The organism is Microbaculum marinum (genome assembly GCF_037855135.1).
In the GTDB taxonomy this organism is placed as follows: domain Bacteria; phylum Pseudomonadota; class Alphaproteobacteria; order Rhizobiales; family Tepidamorphaceae; genus Microbaculum; species Microbaculum marinum.
Window position 1 is genome coordinate 683,112 of record NZ_JAZHOF010000002.1, and the last position, 12,822, is coordinate 695,933.

At 67.3% G+C, this 12,822-nt stretch carries 12 protein-coding genes; 7 read left to right on the plus strand and 5 right to left on the minus strand.

The genetic code is table 11. From position 1 onward, the window contains the following. Positions 1-29: 29 nt before the first annotated feature. Positions 30-749 carry a polyamine aminopropyltransferase gene (locus V3328_RS06745; RefSeq protein ID WP_340328845.1) on the plus strand — a complete coding sequence of 240 codons (720 nt, stop codon included), beginning with the start codon at positions 30-32 and terminating at the stop codon, positions 747-749. Here V3328_RS06745 and V3328_RS06750 read toward each other — a convergent pair. Both V3328_RS06750 and V3328_RS06755 read right to left on the minus strand, forming a co-directional pair. Beyond that, positions 746-1,894, minus strand: coding sequence for an acyl-CoA dehydrogenase family protein (locus V3328_RS06750; RefSeq protein WP_340328846.1), 1,149 nt, complete (start codon positions 1,892-1,894; stop codon positions 746-748). The two genes, V3328_RS06745 and V3328_RS06750, sit on opposite strands and share 4 nt — an antisense overlap. Before the next feature lie 115 nt (positions 1,895-2,009). After that, positions 2,010-2,207 carry a hypothetical protein gene (locus V3328_RS06755; RefSeq protein WP_340328847.1) on the minus strand — a complete coding sequence of 66 codons (198 nt, stop codon included), beginning with the start codon at positions 2,205-2,207 and terminating at the stop codon, positions 2,010-2,012. Between the two features lie 111 nt (positions 2,208-2,318). On the opposite strand from V3328_RS06755, the gene V3328_RS06760 reads away from it, so the two are divergent. The 3 genes from V3328_RS06760 (at position 2,319) to V3328_RS06770 (ending at position 6,483) form a co-directional block, all read left to right on the plus strand. Continuing rightward, positions 2,319-3,254 carry a DMT family transporter gene (locus tag V3328_RS06760; RefSeq protein ID WP_340328848.1) on the plus strand — a complete coding sequence of 312 codons (936 nt, stop codon included), beginning with the start codon at positions 2,319-2,321 and terminating at the stop codon, positions 3,252-3,254. 94 nt (positions 3,255-3,348) lie between these two features. Then, a complete protein-coding gene (locus V3328_RS06765) occupies positions 3,349-4,278 on the plus strand; it encodes a DMT family transporter (protein ID WP_340328849.1) in 930 nt (309 codons plus the stop codon). A 108-nt stretch (positions 4,279-4,386) separates the two neighbouring features. Beyond that, positions 4,387-6,483, plus strand: coding sequence for a putative bifunctional diguanylate cyclase/phosphodiesterase (locus tag V3328_RS06770; RefSeq protein ID WP_340328850.1), 2,097 nt, complete (start codon positions 4,387-4,389; stop codon positions 6,481-6,483). On the opposite strand, the gene V3328_RS06775 is transcribed toward V3328_RS06770, so the two are convergent. Both V3328_RS06775 and V3328_RS06780 read right to left on the minus strand, forming a co-directional pair. Beyond that, positions 6,480-7,109 (minus strand): hypothetical protein, encoded by a 630-nt coding sequence (locus V3328_RS06775; protein ID WP_340328851.1) that lies wholly within the window; start codon positions 7,107-7,109, stop codon positions 6,480-6,482. The genes V3328_RS06770 and V3328_RS06775 overlap by 4 nt on opposite strands. Next, positions 7,106-7,723 carry a thioredoxin family protein gene (locus V3328_RS06780; protein WP_340328852.1) on the minus strand — a complete coding sequence of 206 codons (618 nt, stop codon included), beginning with the start codon at positions 7,721-7,723 and terminating at the stop codon, positions 7,106-7,108. Before V3328_RS06780 ends, V3328_RS06775 begins: the two co-directional genes overlap by 4 nt. 149 nt (positions 7,724-7,872) lie before the next feature. Here V3328_RS06780 and V3328_RS06785 point away from each other — a divergent pair, with 149 nt between their 5' ends. Then, positions 7,873-9,552 (plus strand): L,D-transpeptidase family protein, encoded by a 1,680-nt coding sequence (locus tag V3328_RS06785; protein ID WP_340328853.1) that lies wholly within the window; start codon positions 7,873-7,875, stop codon positions 9,550-9,552. 6 nt (positions 9,553-9,558) lie between these two features. On the opposite strand, the gene V3328_RS06790 is transcribed toward V3328_RS06785, so the two are convergent. Further along, the gene (locus tag V3328_RS06790; protein ID WP_340328854.1) at positions 9,559-10,692 is read right to left on the minus strand and encodes an iron-containing alcohol dehydrogenase; all 1,134 of its coding nucleotides are present in this window, start codon (positions 10,690-10,692) and stop codon (positions 9,559-9,561) included. Positions 10,693-11,043: 351 nt separating this feature from the next. Between V3328_RS06790 and V3328_RS06795 the strand changes: the two genes are divergently transcribed. Next, positions 11,044-12,186 carry a serine hydrolase gene (locus tag V3328_RS06795; RefSeq protein WP_340328855.1) on the plus strand — a complete coding sequence of 381 codons (1,143 nt, stop codon included), beginning with the start codon at positions 11,044-11,046 and terminating at the stop codon, positions 12,184-12,186. Between the two features lie 66 nt (positions 12,187-12,252). Then, on the plus strand, positions 12,253-12,807 hold the full coding sequence (locus V3328_RS06800; RefSeq protein WP_340328856.1) for a cytochrome P460 family protein: 555 nt from the start codon (positions 12,253-12,255) through the stop codon (positions 12,805-12,807). The last annotated feature ends 15 nt before the right edge of the window (positions 12,808-12,822 follow it).

Below are 12,822 nucleotides of genomic sequence, written 5' to 3' on the forward strand. Positions count from 1 at the left end.
TTCGTCCTCCACGGGGGGTAAGAGGGGCCATGAGCGCACTGTTCGAGGAACTCGACTACCGGCCGACGCCGATCGGCGCGCTGAGCCTGCGTCGCCGGCGCGACCCGAAGCTTGGCGTCGACGTGTTCGAGATCAAGCTCGGCGACGAGTACCTGATGTCGAGCCGCTTTACGGCCTCGGAGATCGCGCTCGCCCGGCTGGGCCTCGCAGGCCTTTCGGGCGACGGGTTCGACGTGGTCGTCGGCGGGCTCGGACTCGGCCATACCGCCAAGGCCGTTCTGGAAGACGGCCGCGTATCCTCGCTGCTGGTCGTCGACTACCTGCAGGCGGTGATCGACTGGCACAACGAGGGCCTGGTGCCGCTCGGGCCGGAACTGACCGGCGATGCGCGGTGCCGTTTTGTCCATGGCGACTTCTTCGCGCTGGCGACGGGCGAGGCCGGTTTCGATTCCCGGTCGCCCGGCCGGGTCTTCGATGCGATCCTGCTCGACATCGACCATTCGCCGGAGTTCCTGCTCGATGCGCAGAACGCTCGGTTCTACGCGCAGGAAGGGCTAAATCGGCTCGCGGCGCATCTGAAGCCCGGCGGCGTATTCGGGCTCTGGTCCAACGACCGGCCGGACGAAACCTTCCGCACGAAGCTTGCATCGGTTTTCGCCGAGGCGCGCGCCGAAGAAGTGACCTTCGACAATCCGCTGCAGGACAAGCCGTTCACGCAGACCGTCTACCTGGCGACAGTCGCGGCCTAGCGAAGCGTCTCCCGCGCGATGATCATGCGCTGGATCTCGGAGGTGCCCTCGTAGATCGTGGTGATGCGGACGTCGCGGGCGAGGCGTTCGAGCGGATAGTCGCGGATGTATCCGGCGCCGCCGTGAAGCTGCAGAGCCGTATAGGTGGCGCGCTGCGCAGCTTCGGTGGCATAGAGCTTCGCCATGGAGGCGGCCTTGGCGAACGGCGCGCCTGACGCCTTCAGCGCCGCCGCCTGGAGAATCAGCAGCCGCGCCGCCTCGAGTTCGGTCTCGCGGTCGGCGATCATCCACTGGACGCCCTGCATGTCGGCGATCTTGCGCCCGAACTGCTCGCGCTCCCTGACGTAGCCGATGGCCAGATCCATCGCGGCGCGGGCGATGCCGAGCGCCACCGAGGCGATGCCGATGCGCCCGCCGGCCAGCTCGCCGACGGCGATGCGGAAGCCGTCGTTTACGTCTCCCATGATGGCCGACGCCGGGATGCGACAGTCCTCGAAGGTCACCGCGTTGGTGGCCGAGCCGGTCTGGCCCATCTTCTTTTCGGCGGGGCCGACGATGACGCCCGGCGTGTCCGCCTCAACCAGAAAGCAGGAAATGCCCTTGCCCTTCGGCGCGTCGGGATCGGTCACGGCCCAGACCACGAACAGGCCCGCGATCTCGCCGCTGGTTATGTAGAGCTTCGAGCCGTTCAGCACCCATCCGTTGCCGTCCATGCGCGCAGACGTGCGCATGCCGGCGGGATCGGAGCCGGCCCCCGACTCGGTCAGGCAGAATCCCGCCGCGGGCCAGGTGCCGTCGCAGATCTTCGGCAGGTATTCGGCGCGCTGTTCCTCGGAGCCGCAGGCCTGGATGATCTCGCCGACCATGTTGGTCACCGACAGGGTCACCGCCGTCGAGGCGCAGCCTTCGGCCAGGGCTTCGATGGCCAGTGCGAAGCCGACCGGACCGGCCTCCGAGCCGCCGTAGTCGGCGCGCACGTTCAGGCCGCAGAAGCCGTTTTCCGCCAAGAGCTTGAGATTGGAGAGGAACTCCTTCCGCCCTTCGCCGCGATCGAGCCGCTCCGCCAGCGGTGCGAGACGGTCGGCGGCGATACGGCGCGCCGTATCGCGAATCAGGCGCTTGTCTTCCGTGGGTTGCAGGTCCATTGCGGCGTCCTGGTACAAGGATCGTACCCGGTCTCGGGATGCCGCGTTCTAGTTTGGAAGCGGTGCGTCGGCAACCGTCCGACACATGCTGCGCGCTTCGTCGCGCGACGAAGCGCTACTTCTTGCCGTCGTCTTTCTCGTCATCGTCCTCGTGGACGGGCTGGGTGATCGACGGCGGGTCGCTGGCGGGAAAGGTATCATCGAGTTCCTCGTCCAGATCCCGGTCTTCCGCTCGCTTCTTCTGGTCCTTGAGGCGGTCCTTCTCGCTCTTCCTGGTCAGGCGCTCGATATCCTTCATGTCAGTCTCCTTCATCGGCCTCGTCCCGGCATCATCGTGCCGGAGTCACCGTTTCGCAAGAACCGGGTGGGTGCCGCCGGCACAACCGACTAGAAACGCGCCGCTCACCAATAAGGTTCGCCTGGCATGAACAAAATCTCGGCCCCGATGGGAGCCGTCGAATGGGCGCTGCTTCTTGTCCTGTCTCTCTTGTGGGGCGGCTCGTTCCTGTTCGCCAAGGTGGCGGTCGGGGAGCTGCCGCCGCTCACGGTGGCGTTTCTCCGCGTGTCGATCGCGGCGGCAACGCTGGTGGCGATCGTGCGCATTCGCGGGCTCGGCATGCCGTCGGGGCGGGAGTGGCTGCCGTTCCTGGTGATGGGGACGATCAACAACGTGATCCCCTTCGGGTTGCTGTTCTGGGCGATGACGCAGGTGACGAGCGGCCTGGCGGCGATCCTGAACGCGACGACGCCGCTCTTCACCGTGCTTTGCGCGCATGTCCTGACGGCGGACGAAAGAATGACCCCGCAAAAGCTCGCCGGCGTGCTGATCGGACTGGGCGGGGTGGCGGTCATGATCGGCCTCGACACGCTGTCCGGACTAGGCCTCGACGTGCTGGCGCAGCTCGCCTGCGTCGGCGCAGCGGTTTCCTATGCGTTCGCGACGATCTGGGGCCGGCGCCTGTCCGGCCGGCCGCCGCTGGTCGTCGCCGCGGGACAGGTGACGTCGTCGAGCATCCTGCTGCTGCCGATCATCCTCGTCGTCGATACGCCGTGGCGGCTTTCGGCGCCGTCCGCCGCGACGGCCGGGGCGATCCTGGCGCTGGCGCTGGCCGCCACCGCACTCGCCTACCTGATCTACTTCCGCATACTGCAGACGGCCGGGTCCACCAATCTGTCGCTGGTGACCTTCCTGATCCCCGTAAGCGCCCTGGCGCTCGGCGCCCTGCTGCTCGGCGAGACGGTCACGGCCTCGAACCTTGCGGGAATGGTGCTGATCGGCATCGGGCTGGCCGCGATCGATGGCCGCCCTTTCAGCGCCATTCGCGCTGTCGCCGCCGGCCGCCGCGTCCGGGCGCGCTGACAGGCGACATTTGCGCCCGAGCAATGGACAGCACACCCGGATGCGGGTATCGGGCTGGCCGGTGCGTGGGCGCGACAGGACTGCGGGCAGGGCCGTGACGACGATCTCCCGGGAGATGGGGCTGACCGACTGGGCGAGCATCGTGATGCTCTCGATCCTGTGGGGCGGATCCTACTTCTTCGTCGGTGTGGCGGTCGCGGACATCAATCCGTTCCTGATCGTCTTCGGCCGGGTGGCGATCGGGGCCCTGGTGCTGGGCTGCGCGGTGCGCCTGGCGGGGGTGCGGATGCCGATGACGGTCGCCTACTGGCGGCCGCTCTTCATGATGTCGATCCTCAACAACATCGTTCCCTGGACGCTGATCACCTGGGGGCAGACCGAAATCGCCAGCGGGCTTGCCGCGATCCTCAACGCGACGACGCCTCTGTTCACCGTCGTTCTGGCGAACAGGTTCACCGCCGACGAGAAGCTCACGCCCGGCAAGATCGCAGGTATTGCCATCGGCATCGCCGGCGTCGTCGTGCTGATCGGCCCGGACGCGCTGCAGGGGCTGGGAACGGCGATCCTGGCGCAGGTCGCCATGCTGCTGGCGAGCTTCCCCTATGCGATGTCCAGCGTCTTCGCCCGGCGCTTCCATGATCGGCCGCCGGTCGCCTCGGCAGCCGGCCAGATGATCTGCTCGACGGTCCTCATGGTGCCGCCCGTGCTGGCGTTCGCGCCGCCCTGGGCGCAGGCCGTTCCCGGCCCGGCCTCGATCGCGGCCATCCTGTGCCTGGGCGTGCTGTCGACGGCCTTCGGATACCTGCTGGTGTTCCGGATCCTGCGCAGCGCCGGCGCCACGAACTTTTCGCTGGTGACGTTTCTGCTGCCGGTGACGGCCGTCGTGCTTGGCTACATGCTGCTCGGCGAGCGGCTCGATCCGCGCGTCTTTGCCGGCGCCGGCCTGATCGGGCTGGGGCTGGCGGCGATCGACGGCCGGCCGGCGGCGATGCTGAGGCGCGGGTTGCGGGGAAGCCGCAGCTAAGCAGGATCGAACCAGACGCGCTGGATTAGCTTTTACTTAGTCAATATAGTTCGAGCATGGTTTGCGGGCCGCGGCGGACGGCCCGGTGCCTTTGCCTGAGGGAATGCCTTGCCGGAACGTCTTCTCGAGGACTTTGCGGAACTTATGTCGGATTGGTTCTGGGAAATGGACCAAGACTATCGCTTCTCCTATTTCTCGGCAAACCTGATCACCGCCACCGGCGTGTCGCCGCACGAGGGGATCGGGAAAAGCCGGCTGGAAATCGCCCTGAATGCCGAGAACCGCGAATTCTGGCAGGCTCACATCGATGATCTGCTGGCCAAGCGGCCGTTTCGCGACCTGGTATATCCCTTCCAGCGCAACGACGGCGCCGTCCGCTGGTTCCGGGTGAGCGGCGAGCCGATCTTCGAGGCGGACGGTACGTTTCGCGGCTATCGCGGCGTAGGCGCCGATGTCACCGCCGAGCATGAAGCCCATCAGAAGCTGTCCCAGGCGCTCGAGGACCTGCGCCAGGCCAACAATCGCCTCGAAGCCCAGAACACCCGCTTCGGCACGGCCATTGACAACATGTCGCTGGGCCTGTCGATGTTCGACGAGAACTTCCGCCTGATCGTCTGCAATCGCCGCTACGCGGAGATGTATGCCCTTCCCGAGGAACTCACCCAGCCGGGCACCGCGCTGGAGGATATTCTCGAGTACCGGGTCTCGTCCGGCCGGTACCACGGCACCGATCCCGACAGGTTTCTGCACGAACGGCAGGTGGCGGTCGGCCGGGACCGGTGGGAGTCGATCGACGAGTTCGCCGACGGCACCGTCTATCGCGTCTCGCACACGCGAATTCCCAGCGGCGGCTCGGTGGCGACGCACGAAGACATAACCGCCCGGCGCCGCGCGGAGCAGAAGATCGCCCACATGGCCCGTCACGACAACCTGACAGGGCTGCCGAACCGGCTGCTGCTCAGCGAGCAGCTCGAGGTGGCGCTGGAGCGGGCGCGCGACGGCGACGGGTTCGCCCTGCTGTGCCTGGACCTCGACAATTTCAAGGCGGTGAACGACTCACTCGGCCATCCGGCCGGCGACGCGCTGCTGCAGGCGGTGACCCGCCGCCTGCAGGTCTGCGTCCGCGACACCGACATGATCGCCCGGCTGGGCGGCGACGAGTTCGCGATCCTGCAGTCGAGCTGCCAGGGCCCGGAGTCGGCCAGCATCCTAGCGCGCCGGATCATCGAGGTCCTGAGCGCCGCCTTCACCCTCGACGGCCAGCAGGTGCTCGTCGGCGCCAGCATCGGGATTGCCCTTGCCCCCGATCACGGCGAGGTGGCCGAGCAGCTTCTAAAGCATGCAGACCTGGCCCTGTACCGCGCCAAGGACGCAGGCCGCCGGGCCTACCGCTTCTTCGAGACCGAGATGGAATCGCGGCTCAGGAACCGCCGCGAACTCGAGGTCGATCTGCGCCAGGCGATGGTGACGGGCGAATTCGAGATCTTCTACCAGCCGATCGTCAGCCTCGCGACGGGCCACATCAGCGGCGTGGAGGCCCTGTTGCGCTGGCGTCATCCGCGCGAGGGGCTGAAGCTGCCGGGCAGCTTCGTGCCGCTGTGCGAGGAGATCGGCCTGATCGTGCCGCTTGGCGACTGGGTCGTGCGCCAGGCGTGCCGCGACGTCGCCTGGCTGTCGGACCATCTGGGTATCGCCATCAACCTGTCTTCGGTCCAGTTCAAGCAGCACGGCATCGTCTCGACGGTTACCCAGGCCTTGAGCCATGCCAATCTCGATCCGGCGCGGCTGGAACTGGAGATCACCGAATCCGTGCTGCTGCTGGAGAGCGAGGAGACGCTGGACGCCCTTCACCAGCTCCGCGACATCGGGGTGCGCATCTCCATGGACGATTTCGGGACCGGCTACTCCTCGCTGAGCTACCTGCGCCGCTTCCCGTTCGACCGCATCAAGATCGACCGCTCCTTCATCCAGGGCGTCGAGGCGCAGGCCGACTGCCGCGCGATCATCCGGGCCGTATCCTCGCTCGGCACCGACCTCGGCATCGATACGACCGCGGAAGGCGTCGAGACGAAAGAGCAGCTTCGCGCGCTGATCGACGAGGGCGTCACCGAGGTGCAGGGGTTCCTGTTCAGCCGGCCGGTGCCGCTCGACGAGATCCGCACCCTGCTGGTCAATTCCGGCGACATGGTCGGCGCCGCGGCCTAGGCAACCGTGGCGCTCGGGTGCCAGATCGGGCGGTAGCCGGCCGCAAGCGCGGCGATCGTCGCAGGCGGGGTGACGACGACGGCCGGACCGCCGGCGGGCCGCGGCAGCGAAGGGCCGTATCCCCCGAGCGACCACGGCAGCAGCCGGTCTTCGCCCAGCGCGAATGCCTGCTCGCCGATCTCGATTACGGCGCCGGCCGGCAACGCTGCGACGTCCGCCGCGTGACGCCGCTTGGCGCGACCGTCGAGCCGCTGGGCGTGCAGGACGGCGTCCATCTCCGGGGCGCGCAGCCGCATCGTGCGGCCGGAGCCCGCGGCGAAGGCTTCCGCGAAGGACACGGCGTCGCTGCGGCGGCACTCGAAGCATGGCCGGTGGCCGGCTGCCAGGGCCGTCACCTCGTCCAGGAAGAACAGCTCGGTATAGCCGTCGCCCCAGACCGCCCGGCGGCGGTTCCTGAACTCGAGCACGCAGACGATCCATTGTCGCGACGCCCAGCGGCGACGGCCGACGGTGCGGGTCGCAGGGTCGTGAAACCGGCCGCCGCGGTTGCCGAACACGGTTCCGCGCGCGTCTGCGGCAACCAGTTCGCCGGAGGGCGTCACCCGGTTCTGCAGCGGCGATCTCACCAGAGATCGACCTCCTTGCCCTGTTCGCGCAGCCGCTCGCCCTTCTGCTGCAGGAAGCGCTGGAAGGGCTCGTCCCGCCAGGCGCCGCTGTCGACGAACTCGAACATAGACAGGAAGTGGAACGGCTTGAAATATCCGGGCAGGCGGGCCGACTCGACGGTGTTCCCGGGCTTTCCCGCCACATCGGCGTCGGCTGCGAAGAACACCAGCGTGGGTGTGAAGTTGACGCCCCATTTGCGCGCCAGCGCCTTTTCCTCCATCTGCTCGCCGTCGAAGTCCGTGACCTCGCGCGATCCCCACATGTCGAGCTGGATGACGTTGAAATGGTCGCTGACGAAGTCGGCGATCTGCGGATCGGCGAAATTCACCCGGTGCATCTCCCGGCAGTACGGGCAACCGCGCTGCTCGAAGATGACGACGAGTCCCTTGCCCTCGGCGGCCGCCTCGGCGTGATCGTCGGCAAATTCGAGGAAGGTCTCGATGAAGAAGGGCTGCGTGAACAGTCCGTTGTCGGCGACGGCGGGCTCGTCGGAGGCAAGCGCTGCCGGCATCGCGAGCCACAGCAGACCCTGAATGGCCGCCGCCCCGAGAACCGTCCTGCGCGTGATCGTCATGGCACTCCTCCCTGGGGGCCGGTTTGTGGGGGAGGGCGGATTGTGGGCCCTGCCGGGTCGGGGCACAAGGCGAGCGCGGAGGAATTCCGTCGCGCACGGTTTGTTGAGTTCGCGGGTTACGTGCCGTAAATGCGGTAGTGAGGGCGAGGGTGAACGGCACGCTGATTCCGGTGGAGCAGGAAACGATGGCAACGACGAGAAGATTTCTGGTTCTGGCGCTGATGGCCTTCGGGGTCGGGTGGGGCCTCCAGCCGGCAGCCATCCAGTCCGCCGCCGCCCAGGAACCCAAGCAGGTGGCGCGCGAGATTGCCCAGATCGTCCGCGACGGGGAGGCGCCGTTCGGCTCCGACCTCGAGGACGAGCGCCTGTTCCAAGTCTATGCCTACTATCACTTACGCTCGTTCACGCCGATCTGGGTGCGCGACGACGGCCCGAAGACCAAGGGCCGGGAACTGCTGGCGGTGCTGCAGAACGCCTCTGCGGACGGACTCGAGCCGAACGACTACCATGTCGGCCGTCTTTCCGAACTCATGGAGCAGTCGGACGTGCGCAGCCTGGCGCGGCTCGAACTGCTGCTGACCCGCGCCTTCCTCGACTATGGCCGCGACCTGAGCGCCGGCCGGGTCGAGCCGAATTCCGTGGATTCGGAAGTCCACATGAATCCCGACCCGATCGACGCGGGGAAGCTGATCCACGGGGCGGAGGGAGCCGACGACATCGGCCCCTACGTGCACACGCTGGCGCCGCAGACCGATGAGTACCTGCGGCTGGCGACGATGCTGGCGGAGTACCGCGAGATGGCGGCGCTCGGCGGCTGGCCAACCGTTCCGGACGGCGAGACGCTGAAGCCCGGCATGGACGATCCGCGCGTGCCGGCGCTGCGTCAGTATCTCTCGGCTGTCGGCGACTATCTCGGCGATCCCGACGACCCATCGACACTGTTCGACGAGGAACTGGAGGCGTCGGTCAACCGCTTCCAGGAACGTCACGGCATCGACGTCGACGGCGCCGTGGGCCCGGCGACGCTGGCGGAAATGAACACGCCGATCGAGGAGCGCATCGAGACGATGGAGCTCAACATGGAGCGCCGCCGCTGGATGGTGGACGACCTGGGAGAGCGCTACGTCTTCGTCAATCTCGCCGACCAGGTCCTCAAGGTCGTCGACAACGGCCGGACCATCCACACCGCCCGCACCGTGGTCGGCAAGCCCTATACGCGCACGCCGGTCTTCGACGAGATCATGCAGTACGTGGTGATCAACCCCGACTGGACGGTACCGAACTCGATCGCCCGCAACGAATATCTTCCGAAGCTCAGGAAGTCTCCCGGGGCGCTCGCCGCTCAGAACATCCACGTCTACGCGGGCAACGGCCGGATCGATCCCTATTCGGTGGACTGGAACGCGATCTCCCCGTCGAACTTCCGCTACACGCTGCGGCAGGATCCCGGCCCCGGCAACGCGCTCGGCCAGATCAAGTTCATGTTCCCGAACCAGTACAACATCTACATCCACGATACCCCGTCGAAGGGCCTGTTCGCGCGCTCATCGCGGGCTTTCAGCCACGGCTGCGTGCGGGTCCAGGATCCGGTCGAGCTCGGCGCCGTGATCCTCGGCACCCAGGGCTGGACGGCCGAGAAGATCCGCAGCGTCATCGCCTCGGGCAAGAAGACGGTCGTCAACCTGGAGGAGCCGCTCCCGGTCCACGTCACCTATCTGACCGCCTGGGTGAACAAGGACGGGACGGTCAATTTCCGCAACGACATCTACAATCGCGACAAGCGGCTGCGCGAAGGCCTCCAGATGACCCGGCTGGTGCAGGGGGGATAGGCCCTTCTAGTAGGCCGCCTCCATCAGCGCCTTGACGGAGGCCGCGTCCAGGGCGCGCGGGTTGGTCGGCACCGAATGGTCCTTCAGGGCGCCCTCGACGATCGGCGGGATCGCCTGGCGGGGCAGGCCCATCTCCGACAGCGTCTTCGGCATGCCGATCGTCGCGTTCAGCGCCTCGAAGTAGCCGGCCAGGTCGGCGTCGGGCGCGATGCCGACCACCTCGCGCATCGCGGCATACTTCCCGGGCGCGGCGGCTTCGTTGAAGCGCAGCACGTGCGGCAGCAGCACCGCGTTCAGCGTGCCGTGGTGAAGCGAGGGCTCCTCGAGGCCGCCGAGAGGGTGGGAAATGGCGTGGATGGCGCCGAGGCCCTTCTGGAAGGTCAGGCCGCCGTGCAGGGCGGCGATCATCATCTCGCGGCGGGCGCCGACGTCGGCGCCGTCCTCCACCGCCTTCGGCAAACTGGCGACGGCGCGTGCCAGACCGTCCAGGGCGATGGCCTCGGCCGGCGGGTTGAAGCGCGGCGACAGGTAGGTCTCGATGCAGTGGCTGATTGCGTCCATGCCGGTCGCCGCCGTCAGGCCGGGCGGCATGCCGTAGGTGAGTTCCGGATCGCAGACGGCACGGTTCGGGATCATGTGCGGCGATATGAATCCGAGCTTGCGCCCGTCGTCGAGGGTGACCAGCGCGGCGCGGCCGACCTCCGATCCGGTGCCCGCCGTGGTCGGTACGGCGATTAGCGGCGCGACCGCTGCCGTGATCCGCGGAATGCCGCCGAGCACCGCGGCGTAGCTGTCGAACGGCCCCTCGTGGGTCGCCATCAGCGCGACCGCCTTGGCAAGGTCGATGGGCGAGCCGCCGCCGATCGCGATCAGTCCGTCCGCCCCGGTTTCCCGGTACAGGTCGAGCGCCTTCTCGGCGGCGCGTTGGGTCGGATTGGAGGGGGTGCCGTCGAACACCCCGGCGATCCGCTCGGCGGGAACCGCGTCCGTGACCCGTTCGACCAGCCCGGCGGCCACCACTCCGGCATCGGCGACGATCAGGGCACGCGAAATGCCCAGTGCGCCCAGGTCCTCGTCGATCTCGCCAACGGCGCCTTCGCCGAACCGGATGGTGGTGAGATAGCTGATGGATGCCGACATGTTTCCTCCGTCCGCCGGATGCTTGCCCGACGCGCTGCCCGAGTTCCGATCATTCCGTACACGCCATCCGGCGTCCACCCGGGCAAGGCAGCGAAATGCCGCGTAATCAGACGCCGCGCCATGTCCGGCATGCCGTTAGACGATACTCAGTCGGCGGACCGGTCTTCGCGGCAAACTGAATCGCCGTGACGGAGCCGGAGCGCGATATTGTTGCGGTTGCCGGCTGATGAGGAGTTAGAGGCCGGTCATTCTTGCACTCGGCGGGCGACGTTCCCCGTGACAATCGTGTAAGGGGCAGGGTAGGCGGCGAACAAAGCGGCGCCGACGATTCGCAAAAAGGGGGAAATGCCTGTGCGTAGTTTTATCGTTCGTTCGATGGTGGCGGCAATCGCGACCCTCGCGCCGGTCGCAGCCGCCGCGGCCGACGACGACCCGCTGCTTCAGACGATGGTGGAGCAGTCGGGCGGGACCTTCGTGGCGGCAACAGGGGTTCCCGCCTTGATCATGGCCGTCGTCCACGACGGGAAATCGGTGGTGGCGGGATTCGGCGAGCGGGCCGGGCCGGGATCACCGAAGCCGGACGGCGAAACCATCTTCCGGACGGGCTCGCTCTACAAGACCTTCAGCGGCGCGATGCTCTCCAGCCTGGTCGCCGACGGCAGGCTCGGATTCGAGGATCGGCCCGAGACGCACCTCAAGTGGGGTATCGACTGGCCGGCGATGAACGGCCGAGACATCCGGGTGATCGACCTCGCGACCCACGCCAGCGGACTGGCGCGAGACATCGAACCGCCCGCCGGCCAGACCCTCGATCCTGCCGCCTCCATCACCCCTGAGGTCTTCGAGGCGAACCTGAAGCCGCCGCTGCTGTTCGCACCGGGGACCGGCGTCAGCTATTCCAACGTCGGCTTCGACATCCTGTCCCACGTCATGGTCGCGGCGGCGGGAGAACCGTACTTCGACTACCTGACCGAGACGATCCTGAAACCCAACGGGTTCACCTCCACGACCCTGACGCCGAGCGCGGGCCAACTCGCCAACCGGCTGCACGGCCAGGGCCCCGACGGCAAGGAAATTCCGGACGCGGGGGTGGCGCCGCCCGATGCGTCCGGCGGCTACTTCTCCACCGCCAACGACATGGTGAGGTGGCTCAAGTGGCACCTGCGGACGGAGCGGGACGGCGATGCCGAGATGCGCCTGCTCGACCATGCGCAATGGCTGTCACGCGACGGTCTGTCGCCGATATTCCTGTCGACGGCCGAGGTGGGGCAGATGGACGCCATGGGCCTGGCATGGGTGATCATGCACCCGGCCGGCGACCGTCCGCTCGTCTACCAGAAGACGGGTGGACGATCCGGCATCATCAGCCATCTGGCATTTTCGCCCGCGCGGGGCGTCGGCGTGTTCGCCGCCATCAACCGGTTCGACGCCGGCGCGGCCGCGCAACTTGCTGCGATGGCCAACACGATCATCACCGACCTTGCCTCGCGTTGAGGCGGGAGTGGTCCCCCGGGGCGGCGACTGCCCGCCATTTCCGAAAGTCTGAGGAGAAAAAGTCCGATGAAGGCGTTGCACTACCTGGCCGGCCTGGCGGCCGTCATCGGTGCGGTGTCGGTGGATGCGCCGGCCGCCGACGAGGGGGCGGCATCGGCGATGGTGAAGCCGGACGGCACGATCGTCATGACCACGCAGAACTACCAGCGTGACTGGACCATGCTGGGCACCTTCATCCATCTCGGCGGAAGCGGCGCCAAGCAGATCAACGTGATCTACACCCAGCCCGAGACGGTGACGGCCTACCGCGAATCCGGGGAGTTCCCGGAGGGAACCGTGATCATCAAGGAATTGCGCGACGGCGTGACGACTGGGGAGGGCGACGACATGGTGTCGTCGCTGGGAGAGCTGAAGGGCTGGTTCGCGATGATCAAGCCGCCGGAGACGAATCCCCCGCAGGGGCCGCTGTGGGGCGACGGCTGGGGCTGGGCGAAGTTCAATGCGGATGCGCCGGAGGCGACCATCACCACGAACTACCAGACCGACTGCATCGGGTGCCATATTCCCGTGCAGGACACCGACTTCATCCACGTCGAGGGCTATCCCCTGCTCCGCAAATAGAGCGGCGCATCCGGA